Raw genomic sequence first — 18,332 nt, 5'->3', positions numbered from 1 at the left:
AGGGAGGCTTTTCCGTCACTCAAGTACTTTTTACCTCACAATGGTGCGTTCGCTGCGGAAATGAGCAACTTGGACCTGCGTAGTACATTTTTTAATAGTTGCGATGTGCTGTGACATATCGAACAGTTGTCTACTATCTTCAATTGAATCTGGATTTATTATTTGATACCAAAGATAACGGAACCTAAGGGTTTCAACTTAGAACACAGGTGCCGAGCCCCAGGCTCGACATTTGTACTCAATTTAGCGCTTACCAACCGGGAGTGATGTGCATCTCCATGGGCCGGTATAGTATGGAGACACATGAATGTTCAATTTCAATACCCCCCGCGCTAAGGACGATGCACTGAGGTCCCGGATCACCCAAATCCGTGAGTGTTCATCTGCTGAGGCACTTAATCATTTGCTAGCCGAGTTAGCGGCTGACGCAGCATTTGACCATTATCAACTCAATCTTTTCCTGCCATCGGGTTTGCTACAGTCCAATCTGTCCATTTTTAGCCATGAGCCATCTGACTGGTTGGATTATTACTGGTCCAACCAACTCGTGGTGGATGACCCACTGGTGAAGCTTTCATTCCGCTTAAGTCAGCCCATCTTATGGGACGAAATTGGTGAGTATGAAAAGAACCTTTCCGCGAATGCTTCTGCCGTGATGGCTTTACGAAGTGAATACGGCATGGCCGAAGGAATGACGCTGCCGATACATAGCGGTCAAGGCCATCATGGCATGATGCACCTGAGCCGACGAGAGGCCAACGGTGAACTTTTAACGACTCTCGAGCTGATCAGCCCCTTGTTACCTTATCTCTTTAATAAGGCATGCGATCTGCTCACTCCGCCACATCCTCGATTATCCGATCGAGAAAGAGAGTGCCTATTCTGGGTCAGCGAAGGCAAGACCTCATGGGAGGCCGCCCGCATCCTTGGGATCACTGAGCGCACAGTCAACTTCCACTTGAATAGCGCGATCCGCAAAACCGGCTGTAAAAACCGCTACCAGGCTATCGCTCGCAATGTTGCGGCGGGTCAGTTACGCCCGGATATGCAACGGTTGAATATCACCCGAATCGTGAAGGCGTGAAAGACAAAGGGTGGCTAAGCCACCCTTTCGTCTATTTGCGACATCATATATGGCGTTAACATTCTACCTGCACACCCAGTTCCACTACACGGTTGGCTGGGATATGAAAGAAATCATTCGCCCGTAATGAATTCTTGCTTAGCAAAATGAACAACTTCACTCTCAACATCGCCAAGAAGGAGCGGCGTTGTGGAATCAGCGTCTCCCGCGACAAGAAGAAAGAGGTCCCCATCAAACTGAAGTTCATCCCCTTCTGGGCGCATCGGCGGAACACCTCCTCGACATCAGGTGTCTCGTGGAAACCATAGGTGGCATAGATACGCCAGAAATTATCCGATAACTGCTCTATCTCGATATGCTGATCGGGTTCCACATAGGGTACATCTTGTGTGCGGAACGAGATGATCACCACTCGCTCATGCAACACCTTGTTATGTTTCAAATTGTGTAGCAGCGCCAATGGAACGCCGTGTTGAGTTCGTGCCATATAGACTGCCGTGCCCGGAACTCGAACCGGTTTGTCCTTGTTTAACGACAGAATGAATGCATCCAGCGGCATACTCATCCGAGACAACTGGCGGAACAACAGGAATCGCTCCCACTTCCAGGTCGCCATCACGGTGAACATCACACAACCCAATGCCAACGGTAACCAACCCCCCGCCAACAACTTCAGGACATTTGCCGCAAAGAACGGCACATCAAGAATCAACAGGCAAACCAGCATCACGCGTACCAGTAGCGGATTCCAGTCCCAGTTATATCTGGCTACCGAACAAACCAGCAGAGTGGTGATCACCATGGTCCCCGTGACTGCAATACCGTATGCCGCCGCCAGATTGCTCGACTCGCGGAAAATCACGACCACCACCAATACTGCGGCAAACAGCATCCAGTTAATGAACGGCAGATAAATTTGCCCTGCCTCGCTTTCCGATGTGTGCTTGATCGTCATGCCTGGCAGGTAGCCCAGCCGTACCGCTTGTCGTGTTAAGGAGAAGACACCGGAGATCACCGCCTGCGACGCAATCACAGTCGCCAGCGTAGCCAGAATAACCAGTGGAACCAGCGCCCAGCCCGGCGCCAGATTGAAGAACGGATTATTCACCGCGGCCGGATTGTGCAACAACAAGGCACCTTGGCCGAAATAGTTCAACAACAAGGCAGGGAGCACGACCGCGAACCACGCGATACGAATTGGTAGACGACCGAAATGCCCCATATCGGCATACAGGGCCTCGACGCCGGTGATGGCCAGCACGACCGAGCCAAGCGCCACAAACGCGATCCATTTATGCTCGGCGAAAAAATGCAGCCCCCACATCGGGTTCAACGCCGCCAGAATCTGCGGATGCTTGAGGATGGAAACGGCGCCCAGTAATCCAAGCGAGACAAACCAGATCAACATGACGGGGCCAAACAGGCGACCGACCTTGGCCGTACCGTGCTTTTGAATGAAGAACAGCAGCGTTAGCACGGCGATAGCTACCGGCAGGATATAGGGCGTCAATGCCGGAGTCACAACCTGTAGCCCCTCCAGCGCCGACAGTACCGACATGGCGGGTGTAATAACCACCTCGCCATAAAAGAAGCCGCCACCGATCAGCCCGAGGATCAATAAAAGCGTGGTCATATTTGGCGGGGTATTGCGGCCGGCTAATGACATCAGCGTCAATATCCCACCTTCACCACGATTGTCGGCGCGCAAGACAAAACACAGGTATTTGATTGAAACGATCAGGATCAGTGACCAGAAAATCAGCGACAGAAAGCCAAATACCACCGCCTGCGTCGGCTGCAAACCGATATGCGGGGAAAAACACTCTTTGAAGGTATACAGCGGGCTAGTGCCTATGTCGCCATACACGACACCGATAGCCGCCAGCGTGATCGCCGGTAAAGGTTGTTTCTTATGAGCATCCATCGTCAATATCACACGCCAGGTCCGGTTCAGACCTGCAACAAGCTGAAGGGAAAATTACCGCCGATCCATCGGCTGCTGGGATTCAAGTTGTTCCAGGTAGTCGTGGACCCGAAACCGCTTGTTACGCCCTTTTTTATCTCGCACAGGAACCGCATCCACCTCGGGTTCGAGTTCCTCATCATCCGATGGATAACCTGCATGACGACGGGACGGATGTCGCGCATTTCCTGTTGATGGGGAGCCGAAAAACGCCAACAGCCCGGCACGCAGGACCAATACCAAGGCGATGATCGTGACCGCAGCCAGTATGGTGAAGAAGCGGGCCGCATCCCGACCCATGCCATCAATCATCGCCGCATAGTGACTTTGCTGCTCGATAAATTCGACGATGTCCCGGCGCAGAAAGATCCGGGTCAGGAACAGGGCATCCGCCAGCAGGAACATGATGACCCCCCAGCGAAACATCCGCGGCCAGACCACCATCACCAGACCCGCGGCAAACAGCATGCAGCCGCCACCGATGAAACCAGTATCGATAAAGTCCCGTAATGGCATGGCACTGGCCAGTCCCGGCCAGAGCAACGACAAGGCGATGCAACCCTTGATGACGCGCGTCATGTATTCATTCCAGTCAAAGATCGTGGATCAGTCAGAAGGGCCATGCGGCCCTTCTATCATTGCCGGTCAGTATATCGAGTTTCCATTGCCATCGCCCAGCTTTTAAGCATCGGCACTAAATAGCCGCTCCTAATAGCGCACCATCGACAAGGAAGCACACGCTGACACGCCGTAAACCCATCCGCTCCACCTTGCCATCCCTGGCACAGAGGGTCAGCTTAGCGCCACCCAAGTCAATGTCGTGAGTGATCTGCTATTCGGCACAGCGATTTAGAGTGATGGTTTGTTAAAACGGTCCCGATCGCCCGGATTCAACACGCCGGTGTCTTCCTGCCGACGCCCATCCCCCTGGCGCCTGTCCTCTTTGTCCGGTTCCCAGCGGATATCAAGACGACGATCCGCCAGTTGTCGACGCTGACGCCGGCGACGCTCCTTCACATTGCAGTCCGCCATATCCACCTCCTGCTTGCACTTCAAGCATAGTGGAAAGCGAATGCTGACCGCAGGGTTGCTTATTTGCCGTCGCGCTGTGTTAACCTTGCCCGCTGATTTGTCACTCTGACTGCGGAGGCAGCATGTTGCACTGGAATGCGGACCCGATTCTTTTCCAGCTGGGTTCTGTGGCTATTCATTGGTATGGCGTCCTGTTTGCCGGTGGTTTCCTCGTTGGCTACCAGCTGATGCAATGGATTTACCGCCGCGAGGGCTACCCGACCGAACAGCTCGACAAGCTGCTGACCTACATCTTCATCGGTACCGTGATCGGTGCCCGCCTGGCGCACGTCATCTTCTATGAACCGGATTTCTATTTCAGTCATCCGATGGAAATTCTCAAAATCTGGAAGGGGGGCCTGGCCAGTCACGGTGGCACTGTCGGGGTACTGTTGGCGATTGTGCTCTTCGTTCGCCAGCACCCGGAAAACCGCATTCTCTGGCTGCTGGATCGGCTGGCCATCCCGACCGCATTGACCGCCTGCTGTATCCGCCTCGGCAACTTCATGAACTCCGAAATCATCGGCCTGCCGACGGGCAGCGACTGGGGTGTCATCTTCGAGCGCGTCGATCAGCTGCCGCGCCACCCCGTCCAACTGTACGAAGCCGCCTGCTATCTCGTGACCTTTATCCTGCTGCTGGCGATGTACCGCTGGAAAAAAGTGCAGCGTGAAGGCTTTGCATTTGGCCTGTTCATGGTGCTGGTGTTTGGCTCGCGCTTCCTGCTGGAGTTTATCAAGACCGCGCAGGCCGATTATGAAGCCGGCTTTGCCATCAGTGTCGGCCAGTGGCTCAGCGTGCCGTTTGTGCTGCTCGGCATCTATTACATGTTCAAAGCCCGCACGCCGCGGGTGTAATGCCACCCATAATAAACAGGGCCCACACGGGCCCTGTTTATTTATCCTGTCAACGATGACAGGCGGCAGAAAATAATTATCCAGCTAATCAGCACGTTATTATTCATGCTGCACCCTGATGGCTAAGCTTATTTTCAATGTCTGCATCAGAAATACATAACTAATTGATTAATATTTAAATAATATTTAATTTTTACCTGGATATTATTTTCTAACCTGCCGACCGCACTATTATCCCACCGCGGCTACCACCCATTTTATCGGCGATAAATATCAAGAAAACCCCTGCCTTCCGACAGGGGTTCACCTCAGGACCGGAGCCGGTACTGCCACTGGCGCAGCAGCGCATACAGCGCCGGGATCACCAGCAGCGTCAGCACGGTGGACGAGATCATGCCGCCGACCATGGGTGCCGCGATGCGGCGCATCACCTCGGCCCCGGTGCCGCTGCCCCACATGATCGGCAGCAAGCCGGCCATGATGGTCACCACCGTCATCATCTTTGGCCGCACCCGCTCGACGGCACCATGCTGGATCGCCTGCCACAGATCGGCACGGGTCAGTTCACGCCCTTCGGCCGCGACCTGTTGCCGTACCGCCAGCCAGGCCTGCTCCAGGTAGACCAGCATGACAATGCCGGTCTCGGCGGCGACGCCGGCCAGCGCGATGAAGCCGACGGCCACCGCCACCGACCAGGCATACTCCAGCCACCACAGCAGCCAGATGCCACCGATCAGGGCAAATGGCACCGACAACAGCACGATCAGGCTGTCGGTCAGATTGCGGAAATTCAGGTACAACAGCAGGAAAATCAGCGCCAGCGTCACCGGCACCACCACCTGCAGCCGCGCCTTGGCGCGCTCCATGTACTCGAATTGCCCGCTCCACGCCAGATGGTAACCGGGTTGCAGCTGGATCTGGCCGCTGGCCATCGCCGCCGCAACCGCCTGCTGGGCCTGCGCGACCCAGCCGCCGAGATCCTGGGTGTCGACATCGACATACAGATAACCCGCCAGCTCGGCATTCTCGGTACGGATACTCGGTGGCCCCGATTCCAGGCGCAACGACACCAGGCTACCGAGCGGGATCAGCCCGCCATTGGCGGTCGGCACCAGCACCTCGCGCGCAATCGTCTGCGGGCTGTCGCGCAGCTCGCGCGGATAGCGCAGCGTGACGCCGTAACGCTGCCGCCCTTCGACCGTGGTGGTGACGCGCTCGCCACCCAGTGCGCTCGCAATCACCTGCTGTACCGTCTCCATGCTCAGGCCATAGCGTGCCATCGCCTGACGATCCGGTTGCAGGGTCAGGAAGTTGCCGCCCGTCAGGCGCTCGGCATAGGCGCTACGCACCCCGGGCAGCGGTTTGACCACCTGCTCGATCTGCCGCGCCAGCTGGTCGATTCCGGCCAAATCCGGGCCGAACACCTTGATACCGACCGGGGTACGAATACCGGTGGAGAGCATGTCGATGCGGGCACGGATCGGCATGGTCCAGGCATTGGCAATGCCCGGCAGGCGTACCGCCTCATCCATCTCGTTGACCAGTTTCTCCAGCGTCATCCCTGGCCGCCACTGTGCATGGGGCTTGAGGTTGATCACCGTCTCGAACATCTCCAGCGGCGCCGGATCGGTGGCACTGTTGGCGCGCCCGGCCTTACCGAGCACCGACTCCACTTCGGGGAAGGCGCGGATGATGCGGTTCTGCAGTTGCAGCAGCTCGGCCGCCTTGGTGACACTCAACCCGGGTAACGCCGCGGGCATGAACAGCAGCGCCCCCTCATCCAGCTGTGGCATGAACTCGCTGCCGATATGTCGCAGCGGCCACAGGCTGGCCACCAGTACCGCCAGCGCCGCCCCCAATGTCAGCCAGCGCCAGCGCAACACGCCATGAATCAGCGGCTGATAGAGGCGAATCAACAACCGGTTCAATGGGTTACGCTGCTCGGCGATGATCTTGCCGCGCACCAGACCGAGCATCAACACCGGTACCAGTGTCACCGACAGCAGCGCCGCCGCCGCCATCGCCAGTGTCTTGGTATACGCCAACGGGTGGAATAACCGCCCCTCCTGCTCCTCGAGGGCAAACACCGGCAGAAACGACAGCGTGATGATCAACAGCGAGAAAAACAGGGCCGGCCCCACCTCGAGACAGGCCGCCAGTAACGCCGCACGTCGCGATTGTCCTGGCGCGGCGCGCTCCAGGTGCTTGTGTGCATTCTCGACCATGACGATGCCGGCATCGATCATGGCGCCGATGGCGATGGCAATGCCGCCGAGGCTCATGATGTTGGCATTCAGGCCGAGACCGCGCATCGCCAAAAACGCCGTCAGCACCCCGACCGGCAGCACCAGGATCGCCACCAGCGCACTGCGGACGTGCAGCAGAAACAGCACACAGACCAGCGCGACGATCAGGCTCTCCTCAACCAGGGTATGGCGCAAGGTGGCGATGGCCCGTTCGATCAGTGCCGAGCGGTCGTAACCGGTGACGATCTCGACCCCGGCCGGCAAGCTGGCCTGCAGCTGCTGCAGCCTGGTCTTGACGCGGTCGATCACCGCCAGCGCATTCTCGCCGCTGCGCGCCACTATGATGCCCGAGGCCACCTCGCCCTCACCATTGAGCTCGGCCAGGCCGCGGCGCTCATCGCCGGTCAACTCGACCCGCGCCACATCGGCCACCCGGACCGGCGTACCATTGACCTCCTTGAGCACCAGATCATTCAGATCCTGTATGCCCTGCAGATAGCCGCGGCCCCGCACCATGAATTCGGACTCTGCCAGCTCGATGACCCGGCCGCCGACCTCCTGATTGCTGGCGCGGATGGCCTCCATTACCGTCAATGGCGACAGGGCATAGGCCTGCAACTTGCGCGGATCCAGCACCACCTGATACTGGCGCACGAAGCCACCGACACTGGCCACCTCGGCGACACCGGGTGTCGCCGCCAGCGGATAGCGCAACACCCAGTCCTGCAACGAACGCAGGCTGTCGAGCGTCTGATCCTTGGCGCGCAGCGCATACTGATAGACCCAACCGATGCCGGTGGCATCCGGCCCCAGTGTCGGGCTGACACCGGCCGGCAACCGGCTGCCGAGGCCATTCAGGTACTCCAGTACCCGGCTGCGCGCCCAGTAGAGATCGGTCCCATCCTCGAAGATCACATAGACAAACGAGGCGCCGAAGAACGAGAAACCGCGCACCACCCGCGCCTTCGGCACCGACAACAGTGCCGAGGTCAGCGGATAGGTCACCTGATCCTCCACCACCTGCGGCGCCTGCCCAGGATACTCGGTGTAGACAATCACCTGGACATCGGAGAGATCGGGCAGTGCATCGACCGGGGTGCGCAGCAGCGCCAGGGTGCCGGCCACCACCAGCAGGGCACTGACCAGCAACACCAGTACCGGATTGGCAAACGACCAGCGAATGATAAAACGCAACATGGTCACTGCCCTCCATGCTGAGCCGCCGAGGCGGCCGGTTGCAGCGCCCCGAGCGCCGCCCGCAGGTTACTTTCGCTGTCGAGCAGGAAGTTGGCACGGGTCACCACCTGTTCATCGGGCAGCAGCCCTGCGCGGATCTGCACCCGGCGCTCGCCGCGTGCTGTTTCGCCGCGGCCGGCAACGACCACCTCGCGGGGGGCAAAGCGTCCCGCGCCCTGGGCCACCAGCACCAGTTGCCGGCGCCCGCTGTCGATCAACGCCGACTCCGGCACGCTGGGCAGCGCCGGCGTCTCCAGCGCCACCTGCAGCGTGACAGTGGCGAACATCTCGGGTTTCAGCCGCAGGGCCGGATTATCCAGTTCGATGCGAACGGGTACGGTGCGGGTATTGGCATTCAGCGTCGGGTAGACAAAGGCCACCTGGCCAGTAAACGCTTCCCCCGGATAGGCATTGACTTGCACCGCCACCGACTGGCCGACGCGCACCGCCGCCAGATCCTGCTCATACACCTCGGCCAGCAGCCAGATGCGCGACAGATCGGCCAGCGTATACAGGGGATCGCCGGCATTGAAGCGCATGCCCTGCATCACCGATTTTTGCAGCACGATCCCGGAGAGCGGCGCCGCCAGCGGCAGAGTGCGCAGCACGGTACCGCGTTGCGCCAGCTGCTGGACCACGCGCTCGGGCACATCCAGGAAACGCAGGCGTTGCAGCGCCCCCTCCGTCAGCGTCATGCGCCGACCACCGGCCGGCGCCGTCTGCAATGGCAGCCGCCCCTGATTATCGCGGGCGATCAGGTACTCCTGCTGCGCAGCAATCAGCTCCGGGCTATAGGTTTCCAACAAAGTCTGACCTGCAGTCACGGTCTGGCCGGTGGTATTGACCGGTAACTTCTCGACCCAGCCGGCATACTTGGCCGTCACCGTCACCTGGCGCCGCTCATCGACCGCAAAACGGCCATTGGCCCGCACCTTGAGCCACAGCGGCTCGGCCGTCGCCGGTGCCGTGGTGACCCCGAGCAGCTGGATGCGTTGCGGGGAGAGGGTCACCCGCGCCGGATCGGCGTCATCGGCATAGACCGGGATGTAATCCATCCCCATCTCGTCCTGCTTCGGCACCGGCGAGATATCCGGCTGCCCCATCGGGTTGCGGTAATACAGCACCTTGCGCTGACCCGGCATGGCGGCAGGTGCCGCCGCCTCATCGGCATAGACCGGGATGTAATCCATCCCCATCTCGTCCTTCTTCGGCACCGGCGAGGTATCCGCTTGGCCCATCGGATTGCGGTAATACAGCACCTTGCGCGCCGGTGCCGTGGTTGCAATGGGGCCGGTATCGGTCTCCACCCCTGGCATCAGGCCAGTGCGGTTCGCCCCCCACACCAGGATGCCGCCCGCCACAAACGCCAGCAACAGCCAGCCGCCGCCGGCAAGAGCCCGGCGCTGCAATAAGGTATCAGACATGATCAGTACCTCAGGGCTGGGGTTGCCACGCCACGAGACGCGGCGAGTCCTGTGGGACCAGCTCAAAGCGGGCGGTGATCACCATGCCCGGCTTGAGCCCCTCTCGCAGCTGGGCGTTGGCCAGGGAGAAGGGCATGGTCATCGCCGGCCAGCCCAGCGCGCTGACCGGCTGATGCGCCAGCACCACCCGGTCGCCCTGCCAGCTGATGACGGTCGCCTGTAATGGATACGCGGCCACAGACGCCGTCATGGCATGGTGGTCGTGGGTCGCCTCGGCGGCGAATACCGGTGTCAGACTCAACAACAGCGCACAGCACAGTGTCGTGCGCAGCAAACTAGAAATAGCAGTCATGTTAGATTCCTCGGTCTGGTTACGGCGATGCACACAGACATCTGGCAGCGTAACGCAAGGTTCAAACGGGCCAATAACGGACGGCCCGCGCCATGTCGGGTTCAGACCAGAGGTAAACAGGGGGGCGGGGAGGGGATCCCGGGGATGAAATCGGCGTAACCGAGGGCAGGCAACGGCATGACCCGTTCCGGCTCACGCGGGGCCAACACCAGCAACGGCGTGGTATCGGGCGCTTCGGCCACCATGGGCACACAGGCATGGCAATGCTGGCCAGCCAGCTCCATACCCAACCACATCGACAGGCCATTACAGTGATCGGGCGTCGAAGCCGTTGGCTGGACATCATGACAATCGGCGGCCGCCATGGCCCCCATATCATGATGTTGAGAAAGGGCGCGGCTGACAGCGGAGTGGTGAGTATCGGTGACCGCAGGCTGTTGCACAGACAGCACGGCGGTGGCCGGTTGCCAAAGCAACCCGCCTACCAATACCAAGGCCAATAACAGTGTCCAGCGTGACATTATGGTGTTGTCCCAACCGATCCGGAGGAGCCGCAATACGCCGCCCGCAGGCGACACCCCGATAGTAGAGCAATGCCCCTATGGCGGCAAGACACAATCTGGCGTTTACCGGATCGCGTGTTAGTCAGCAGCCAGAGAACGCAGCCAGGCGATCTCGTCAGCCCAGATTTCGGGTTCAACCGTCTCCAGAATCAATGGGATACGATCAAATCGTGAGTCCGCCATGATGTAGTGAAATACCGCCTCCCCCAGATTGCCCTGTTGCAGGCTGTGATGGCGGTCGACCCGGCTGCCAAAGCTACTCTTGGCGCCATTGAGGTGCATTCCCTTTAAATATTGGAAACCCACCCGGCGCTCAAACTCGGCAAACACCTGTTCACATCCGTCGTGGGTACGCAGATCGTAGCCGGCGGCAAACGCATGGCAGGTATCCAGACAGACGCCGATGCGCGCCTTATCCTCGACGCCGTCGATAATGGTGGCCAAGTGCTCGAACGACCACCCCAGGTTGGTGCCCTGACCGGCGGTGTTTTCAATCACCGCCGTCACACCTTGGGTCTGTTCCAGCGCCCAATTAATCGACTCACTGACCAATTTCAGGCTCACGGCTTCCGGGATCTTGCCCAAATGACTGCCCGGGTGAAAATTCAGATAGCAGAGCCCGAGTTGCTCACAACGCTGCAACTCATCGAGGAACGCCTCCCTGGATTTGGCCAAGCCCTCCGGCTCCGGGTGTCCCAGATTGATCAGGTAGCTGTCATGAGGCAAAATCTGCTCCGCTTGAAACCCAAACCGCACACAAGCGTCATGAAAGGCGCGTATGGTTTGACTGGTCAGCGCTGGGGCCTGCCATTGACGCTGGTTTTTGGTAAACAGCGCCAACGCATTGGCACCCAACGCCGCCGCCCGCTCAATGGCGAGTTCGACGCCCCCCGCGGCACTGACATGGGCTCCGATAAATTTCATGACGACTCCGACAGTTTTGAGATGTCGACCATTATGCAAGCAGACAGCCTGGCCGCCAACCACGTGAATGGCATGGTCATTGCTTATATTTGACGGAGTAAAAAAGGGTGACGCAGTGTCGATTTTTCGCACAACCTGCTTGTTGTTGCGGCACTGTTGTAGCACGCTGCGAGCCCATTTCGACTTTGTCAGGACGTACACATGACCACAATCAAGAGTGACATGGTTCGCGCCCGCATCGAGCCGGAACTCAAGGAGCGCGCTGAAGCGGTTCTCGAACGTCTGGGCATGAGTACGGCGGATGCAATTCGCATTTTTTTGACCCAGGTTGCACTGCGGCAGGCTTTCCCTCTGGAATTGACGCTGCCGGAAGCGGCCCGGTTACCGGAAACAGAGCAATAAGGACGATATGGTCGTGACAGTGCTCACAGTCTATTTCGACAACAGCACTCACAATCAATCAACAGGAAATTGAGCTTAAGGCTGCCCGAAGAAACAGCCTGTCGCACGGAGAACACATATGGCCAACCGCATTCTGATCATCAATAACGAAAATGCCCAAGAATTGCCGATGAATGTGATGGATCGCTTCCAGCAAGTCCTGCTGGTGGTCAGCAAGGGGCAAAACAACCTGCCAGTTGAGATCGTCAGCCAACTGCTGATGGCGCAGGCCCAGCTGAAGGTCCAAATCGAACTGCTGGCATTGAAGAACACCAACAAGCCGGCGTTCGATCTGCACTTCGCGATGCACCTCGGTCGCCTGATCGAGCGCAATCCGGATGGCCAGTTCACCATACTGTCTCCGGATAACAGCCTGGATCCGCTGATCATCACCTGTAAAGAACAGGGGGTTCGCATCAACCGCGTCGAAGCGTTGCAACGTCTGAGTGCGGTACAGGGCAACCAGGAGCTCTCCATGGAGCCGGCCGATCTGAGTGCGGAACCCGAAGCGACCCTGACGCTGGATCCGCAACCGAAAGCCGCGCCGGCCGCACCCGCGGCAGCCCCGGCGGAACAGGAAAGCGCCAGCAGCCGCAACCACCGTCTGATCTCCAGTCTGATTGGCGGCAACCAGTCGCTGGGCGCCCGCGGCTGATCGCGCCAGCGGACCACAAAAAAGGCCCTGGCGGGCCTTTTTTATTCTGTGCCAACCGCCGCGTCGCGGCAGCGGCCGCAGACGCCTTTCAGTTCCAAAAATTGAGCAGACAAACGAAAATTCTGCTCATCCGCCTGCTGCTGCAGTGCGGCCAGCAGGGATGACGTCATCGCGACCTCCTGCACCTGTCCACACTCGACACAAATCAGCAACTGACTGAAGTGGCTACATCCGCTGTGCGGGCAGACGACATATTTCTGAATCGATTGCAGATAGTGAGCCAGCCCCTGCTCTACCAGGTAGTCCAGCGCCCGATAGGCAGTGGGTGGCTGCCAGTTAGTCCCCTCCTGCCGCAAACACTCCAGCAACTCATAGGCGCTCAACGGCCGCTCGCTATGCTGCAGCTGCTGTAGCACGCGGCGTCGATTGGGGGTCAGATTGGCCGTGATCTCGTCCCGGCCGCCATCGTGGCAACTGGCCATACTCATCCTCATTGTCGGTCGGTTCAGGGGGGGGGGCACCTGCCAGCATACCCTATTTCTTTTGCTCCGGGCATTGCACTCTGCCAATGTTATGTTATAACAGCCGACTACGTTAGATGAGAAAAATTCTTGATATGCACTCACTCCTGTTGACTGGTACCTGGGTTCGTCTGCTCTGGGTGACACTGCCAATTGCCCTGATTTGGGGTGTTCTCTATTGGGCCATGGGCTAAATCATGCTGCATTTTCATAACCTGACGCTTGGCTACGCCCGTCACCCGGTGGTGCATCACCTGCACGGCCAGGTTCCAGCCGGCAGTTTGCTGGCCGTGATCGGACCGAATGGCGGTGGAAAATCGACGCTGCTCAAGGGGATCCTCGGTCAGTTGCCGCCGCTGGAAGGTCGCATCGAGTTACACATTCCCCGCAATCGCATTGGCTACCTGCCACAGCAGAGCCGTATCGATCGGCAATTCCCGGTGACGGTACGCGAGGTGGTTGCCATGGGCTTATGGCAGCACTGCGGTCTGTTTGGTCGCCTGGCCCATGCCCAACGCCACAAAATCGAAGGGGCTCTGGAGCGAGTCGGTCTGGCCGGCATGGCCGATGCCAGCCTGGATGCCCTCTCCGGTGGCCAGCTGCAACGCGCGCTGTTCGCCCGTCTCAGTTTACAAGATGCCCCGCTGATGCTGCTCGACGAACCCTTCAGTGCCATCGATACCCAGACCAGCGAAGATCTGCTGGCTCTGCTGCGCGAATGGCAAGCCGCAGGCAAGACGCTGATCGCCGTCCTACATGACATGCATCAGGTCAGCCGGCATTTCCCGCAGGCGATGTTGCTGGCGCGGGATGTGATCGCGTGGGGCGCCACCGACGCGGTCGTTACCGAGGCCAACCTGAACCGGGCGCGCGGCCTGCCAACGGCGCCAAATCCCGACGCCCGTGAATGCCACCGCACCACCCCGGAGCACACCTCATGATATACGACCTGCTGCTGGCACCGTTCAGCGACTTCCAGTTCATGCAACGTGCCCTGGCCGGCTGCCTGGCACTCAGTCTGTCGGCCCCCGCCATCGGGGTCTTCCTGATGTTGCGCCGTATGAGCCTGACTGGCGACGCCATGTCCCACGCGATTCTGCCAGGGGCCGCTATCGGTTATCTGGTGGCGGGCTTGTCGGTCGAAGCCATGACGTTGGGTGGCCTGGTTGCCGGCGGGCTGGTGGTGCTGCTCTCCGGCGCCGTGGCACGCAGCACCAAGAGCGGCGAAGACAGCTCGCTGGCCGCCTTTTACCTGATCTCGGTGGCGCTGGGTGTACTGCTGATCTCGCTGCGCGGTAGCAGTGTCGATCTGCTGCATGTGCTGTTTGGCTCGGCCTTGGCACTCAACGACAGTGCCCTGTGGCTGCTGGGCAGCATCAGCACCGTGACCCTGATCGCCCTGGCCATTCTGCTGCGCCCTCTGGTTCTCGAATGCCTGGATCCTGATTACCTGGCCACCGTCAGTCGCGCCGGCAGCTGGGTACACATGGCATTCCTGCTGCTGGCCGTACTGAACCTGATCGCCGGGTTCCACGCCCTCGGCACCTTGATGTCAGTCGGCATCATGATCCTGCCCGGAGCAGCGTTGCGTTACTGGACACGCCGCCTTGGACCCATGTTGTTGGGCTCGAGCCTGGCCGCCTTCGTCTCCGCATTGAGTGGGCTGCTGTTTTCATATCATCTCGGTTGGCCCACCAGCCCGACCATCATTTTGACCCTGGGTGTCATCTACTTCCTGTCGCTGCTGGCGGGGCCGCAAGGCGGCCTGATGTGGCGTTATATCCGCCTGCGTCACCTGGAAGCCTGACCCTGATTGCCAACAAGGAGTTACCATGCCACTGATTCGATCTTCTTTACTGACGCTGGGGCTGTTGATGAGCCCCCTGGCGTTGGCCAAGGTACCTGTCACCGCGACATTTAGCATTCTTGGCGATCTGGTCCAGCAGGTTGGCGGCGACCAGGTTGCCGTCTCGACACTGGTCGGCCCGGACGGCGACGCCCATGTCTATCAACCGACGCCGCAGGATATCCGTACCCTGGCGCAGTCCAAGCTACTGGTCAGCAATGGTCTTGGCTTCGAAGGCTGGCTGGAGCGGCTGGATTCTGCCTCCGGCTTCCAGGGCGTCAAAGTGGTCGCCAGCCAGGGGGTGCAGCCCCACCAGATGCAGGATGAGGATGAGGATGAGGATCATGACACTCATCAACAGGCCGGGCATGATCATGACGACGATCATCACCATCATGGCGGGATTGACCCCCACGCCTGGAACAATCCGGCCAATGTGCTGATCTATGTCGATAACATCGCTCGCGGCCTGAGTCAGGTCGACCCGGAACACGCGAGTCTGTATGCCGGCAACGCAGCGCGTTACAAGGCCAAGCTGCAGCAGCTGGATGCCGACTTCCGTGCCCGCTTCGCCAAGCTGCCGGCAGACCGACGCCGAGCCATCACCTCCCACGATGCATTCGGTTATCTGGCCCAGGCCTATCAGCTGACGTTGATCGGCGCCCAGGGGCTCAGCACCGAATCAGAACCGTCGGCCGCCGCCATTGCCGGCTTGATTCGGCAGATCCGCAGTGAGAAGATCCCGGCGCTGTTTGTCGAGAACATCAGCAACCCGAATCTGATCCAGCAGATCGAGCGCGAAACGGATGCCCGGGTAGGGGGCGAACTCTACTCCGACGCCCTCTCTCCAGCCGGAGGTGAAGCCGCCACCTATCTGGCCATGCTGGAACACAATTTGAACACCCTGTTGGCGGCGCTGGAGAAACCTTGATCGATGAGGCGCCTTGCGTGTGTCGGCCTGCTGGTCGGACTCAGCCTGTCGGGGGTGGCGTTGCCGGTGGTGGCACACCCCCATAGCTGGATTGACATGGTCAGCCGGCTGCAGATTGATGAGCAGCAACGACTGACCGAGCTGCACCTGAGCTGGTTGTTCGACGAATTCTACAGTGCCACCGTGTTCGATGAGGCACAGGAGAAGGGCCACAGCCAGCAACAGGAGCTGGCGTTGTTCCTGCAGGATACGCTGGCGAACCTGGCCACCGAGAACTACCTCAATCGCATGACACTGGATGGCAAAAAAGTCCATTTCGGCCCGGCCAAAGAGGGCAAGGTCAGCGTCAGCGACGGTCAGATCCGCATCGACTACACGCTGCCGTTGGCACAGCCCTTGCCGTTAGCGGGCCACCGTCTGCAATTCGCGATTTACGACTCCACCTATTACGTCGAAATGCTGCACCACACCGAGCGCGCCATCCAGCTTGAAGGTGCTGGCGCCAGCCAGTGTCAGCGCCGGCTGCAGCCGCCGAACCCCAGTGCAGAGCAGATGAGCTTTGCCCTGTCTCTGGACAAAACCCAACAAGGGGATGACGGCCTGGGCTCCGCGTTTGCCGAGCAGATCATCGTTACTTGCCCGCAGAGTGGAAACTGATATGCGTACCTTGCGTCTTGCCTGTCTCTGCGCATCGCTGTTGTTGGCATTGCTGGCCGCCGGGATCTGGCTGTATGGCATTTGGCCGGAACTGACCTGGCGCCTGCTGCGCTGGCAGATGCAGTTTCACCGCGAGCTCGGCCAGCTGCTGCGCGCCGCCAGCCAGGACCCCGCAGGCACGGCACTGAGCCTGATCGGCGCCAGCGTCGCCTACGGCATCTTTCACGCCGCCGGCCCCGGCCATGGCAAGGTGGTGCTCGCCACCTACCTGACGACCCAGCCAACCCGGTTAAGACAGGCGGTACAGCTGTCCGTCTCCGCCGCCTTGTTGCAGGCCATGGTCGCTATCGCGCTGATCGGCGTGGCCGGCTGGCTATTCGGCCTGACGGCCCGTCAGGCGCAGGGCGCAGCGGTATGGTTGGAGCGCGGAAGTTTTCTGCTGGTGTCGCTGCTCGGCCTCTGGCTGGTCTGGCGTGCCGGTCAACGGCTGCGACAGCAGTTACAACGCCCGCAACCCAAGCGTTTGGGTACAGTGCGCCAGATACAGCCACAGCGTCAGCGATGGCAGCCCGGCGCAGGGATCGCGGCGCCTGTCGAGACACCCGCCCCGGCCTGCGGCTGTGGCCATGCTCATGTGCCCGACAGCCAGCGACTGAATACCAGTCAGCACTGGCATGAGCGGCTCGGCCTGCTGCTGTCGATGGGATTGCGTCCCTGCAGCGGCGCCCTGCTGGTGCTGGTGTTGGCCAGGGTGCTGAATCAATTCTGGCTAGGTGTCATCGCCACTCTGGGTATGGCCGCCGGGACGGCGCTGACGGTAACGCTGCTGGCGGTGCTGAGCCAGCGCGCTCGCCATCTGTCGGAACAACTGCTTGCGCGGCGGCATCCCGCGGCGGGTACGCTGCAACTCGCGACACACACGGTTGCCCTGCTGGGCGGCCTGTTGCTGTGTGTCCTGGGCCTCAGCCTGATGCTGGCCCCCACCTCGCTGCTGCTGCCGCGCTGAAGGGAGCCAGCAGATTCAGTCGTAGCGACGCTGTTGGTGACTGAGCAGAATCGGACAGTCGAGATAGTCAGCCAGCGCCGCTTCGGCCAACCGCTCGTCGGCGAAGCCGACTCGTGCGCCCTTGGCGTCGGTCAGGGCGACGCGCTGGCCCTGCTGATCCGCCAGATCGACCACCCACTCCAGACTCAAGGGGTCGAACTCGACGTGGGCGGCCTGCCACCCCCCCTCCCGGCTCAGTAGCGTGATTTCATCCAGTGTCATGGTGCCCCCTGTGATACGCATCAATGCCCTGATCTCCAACATACGCAAGACGCTGAAAAATGCAAATTTAACGCTATAAATATGCATTTTTAATCACACCTGTCAGTGATGACAGGGGCATTAAAATAACCCGTTAATCGATCACTGTGCGGCAAAAACCGATAAATTGAGCCTCAATAGCATTATTTTTCAGCAGTATAACCAGAACCAAAAAACGGTTTTTATTCATCGTGTTACTTATTTATTCCGCATTAAAAGAGAGGCATAAATAACCAGAACCATACCGAGAGAATA

At 59.5% G+C, this 18,332-nt stretch carries 19 protein-coding genes; 9 read left to right on the top strand and 10 right to left on the bottom strand.

Annotation, left to right across the window (positions count from 1 at the left end):
• Positions 1–307: 307 nt before the first annotated feature.
• Positions 308–1,084 carry an autoinducer binding domain-containing protein gene (locus ACFOSS_RS06425; protein WP_377151337.1) on the top strand — a complete coding sequence of 259 codons (777 nt, stop codon included), beginning with the start codon at positions 308–310 and terminating at the stop codon, positions 1,082–1,084.
• A gap of 55 nt (positions 1,085–1,139) precedes the next feature.
• On the opposite strand, the gene kup is transcribed toward ACFOSS_RS06425, so the two are convergent.
• The 3 genes from kup to ACFOSS_RS06410 form a co-directional block, all read right to left on the bottom strand.
• Entirely contained in the window at positions 1,140–3,008 is a 1,869-nt protein-coding gene (kup, locus tag ACFOSS_RS06420; protein ID WP_377151336.1) for a low affinity potassium transporter Kup, read from the bottom strand.
• A gap of 54 nt (positions 3,009–3,062) precedes the next feature.
• Positions 3,063–3,626 carry a hypothetical protein gene (locus ACFOSS_RS06415; protein ID WP_377151335.1) on the bottom strand — a complete coding sequence of 188 codons (564 nt, stop codon included), beginning with the start codon at positions 3,624–3,626 and terminating at the stop codon, positions 3,063–3,065.
• A 270-nt stretch (positions 3,627–3,896) separates the two neighbouring features.
• Positions 3,897–4,079, bottom strand: a complete 183-nt coding sequence (locus tag ACFOSS_RS06410; RefSeq protein ID WP_377151334.1) for a hypothetical protein — start codon at positions 4,077–4,079, stop codon at positions 3,897–3,899.
• Between the two features lie 122 nt (positions 4,080–4,201).
• Here ACFOSS_RS06410 and lgt point away from each other — a divergent pair, with 122 nt between their 5' ends.
• A complete protein-coding gene (gene lgt / locus ACFOSS_RS06405) occupies positions 4,202–4,975 on the top strand; it encodes a prolipoprotein diacylglyceryl transferase (protein ID WP_377151332.1) in 774 nt (257 codons plus the stop codon).
• Between the two features lie 308 nt (positions 4,976–5,283).
• On the opposite strand, the gene ACFOSS_RS06400 is transcribed toward lgt, so the two are convergent.
• From ACFOSS_RS06400 to nfo, 5 genes are all read right to left on the bottom strand, one after another.
• Positions 5,284–8,418, bottom strand: a complete 3,135-nt coding sequence (locus ACFOSS_RS06400; protein WP_377151331.1) for an efflux RND transporter permease subunit — start codon at positions 8,416–8,418, stop codon at positions 5,284–5,286.
• Between the two features lie 2 nt (positions 8,419–8,420).
• The gene (locus ACFOSS_RS06395; protein WP_377151330.1) at positions 8,421–9,881 is read right to left on the bottom strand and encodes an efflux RND transporter periplasmic adaptor subunit; all 1,461 of its coding nucleotides are present in this window, start codon (positions 9,879–9,881) and stop codon (positions 8,421–8,423) included.
• Positions 9,882–9,891: 10 nt separating this feature from the next.
• Positions 9,892–10,233, bottom strand: a complete 342-nt coding sequence (locus ACFOSS_RS06390; protein ID WP_377151329.1) for a copper-binding protein — start codon at positions 10,231–10,233, stop codon at positions 9,892–9,894.
• A 101-nt stretch (positions 10,234–10,334) separates the two neighbouring features.
• Entirely contained in the window at positions 10,335–10,754 is a 420-nt protein-coding gene (locus ACFOSS_RS06385; RefSeq protein WP_377151328.1) for a hypothetical protein, read from the bottom strand.
• A 120-nt stretch (positions 10,755–10,874) separates the two neighbouring features.
• On the bottom strand, positions 10,875–11,720 hold the full coding sequence (gene nfo / locus ACFOSS_RS06380; RefSeq protein ID WP_377151327.1) for a deoxyribonuclease IV: 846 nt from the start codon (positions 11,718–11,720) through the stop codon (positions 10,875–10,877).
• 201 nt (positions 11,721–11,921) lie between these two features.
• Here nfo and ACFOSS_RS06375 point away from each other — a divergent pair, with 201 nt between their 5' ends.
• Both ACFOSS_RS06375 and ACFOSS_RS06370 read left to right on the top strand, forming a co-directional pair.
• Positions 11,922–12,122 carry a type II toxin-antitoxin system RelB/DinJ family antitoxin gene (locus ACFOSS_RS06375; RefSeq protein WP_377151326.1) on the top strand — a complete coding sequence of 67 codons (201 nt, stop codon included), beginning with the start codon at positions 11,922–11,924 and terminating at the stop codon, positions 12,120–12,122.
• A gap of 118 nt (positions 12,123–12,240) precedes the next feature.
• Positions 12,241–12,816, top strand: coding sequence for a PIN domain-containing protein (locus tag ACFOSS_RS06370; protein ID WP_377151325.1), 576 nt, complete (start codon positions 12,241–12,243; stop codon positions 12,814–12,816).
• Between the two features lie 41 nt (positions 12,817–12,857).
• On the opposite strand, the gene ACFOSS_RS06365 is transcribed toward ACFOSS_RS06370, so the two are convergent.
• Positions 12,858–13,298, bottom strand: coding sequence for a Fur family transcriptional regulator (locus ACFOSS_RS06365; RefSeq protein ID WP_377151324.1), 441 nt, complete (start codon positions 13,296–13,298; stop codon positions 12,858–12,860).
• 236 nt (positions 13,299–13,534) lie between these two features.
• Between ACFOSS_RS06365 and aztA the strand changes: the two genes are divergently transcribed.
• Genes aztA through ACFOSS_RS06340 form a run of 5 tightly spaced genes read left to right on the top strand, consistent with a single transcriptional unit; the run spans position 13,535 to position 17,777 of the window.
• Positions 13,535–14,278 carry a zinc ABC transporter ATP-binding protein AztA gene (gene aztA / locus ACFOSS_RS06360; RefSeq protein WP_377151323.1) on the top strand — a complete coding sequence of 248 codons (744 nt, stop codon included), beginning with the start codon at positions 13,535–13,537 and terminating at the stop codon, positions 14,276–14,278.
• A complete protein-coding gene (locus tag ACFOSS_RS06355) occupies positions 14,275–15,144 on the top strand; it encodes a metal ABC transporter permease (RefSeq protein ID WP_377151322.1) in 870 nt (289 codons plus the stop codon). The genes aztA and ACFOSS_RS06355 overlap by 4 nt, the downstream gene beginning before the upstream one ends.
• Positions 15,145–15,169: 25 nt before the next feature.
• The gene (locus ACFOSS_RS06350; protein WP_377151321.1) at positions 15,170–16,114 is read left to right on the top strand and encodes a metal ABC transporter substrate-binding protein; all 945 of its coding nucleotides are present in this window, start codon (positions 15,170–15,172) and stop codon (positions 16,112–16,114) included.
• A gap of 3 nt (positions 16,115–16,117) precedes the next feature.
• A complete protein-coding gene (locus ACFOSS_RS06345) occupies positions 16,118–16,771 on the top strand; it encodes a DUF1007 family protein (RefSeq protein ID WP_377151320.1) in 654 nt (217 codons plus the stop codon).
• Between the two features lies 1 nt (position 16,772).
• Positions 16,773–17,777, top strand: coding sequence for a nickel/cobalt transporter (locus ACFOSS_RS06340; protein ID WP_377151319.1), 1,005 nt, complete (start codon positions 16,773–16,775; stop codon positions 17,775–17,777).
• Positions 17,778–17,792: 15 nt separating this feature from the next.
• On the opposite strand, the gene ACFOSS_RS06335 is transcribed toward ACFOSS_RS06340, so the two are convergent.
• The gene (locus ACFOSS_RS06335; RefSeq protein WP_377151318.1) at positions 17,793–18,038 is read right to left on the bottom strand and encodes a hypothetical protein; all 246 of its coding nucleotides are present in this window, start codon (positions 18,036–18,038) and stop codon (positions 17,793–17,795) included.
• Between the last annotated feature and the right edge of the window lie 294 nt (positions 18,039–18,332).

Source organism: Pseudaeromonas sharmana (assembly GCF_042649925.1).
Taxonomy (GTDB): domain Bacteria; phylum Pseudomonadota; class Gammaproteobacteria; order Enterobacterales; family Aeromonadaceae; genus Pseudaeromonas; species Pseudaeromonas sharmana.
This window is presented reverse-complemented; position numbering and strand designations above follow the sequence as displayed.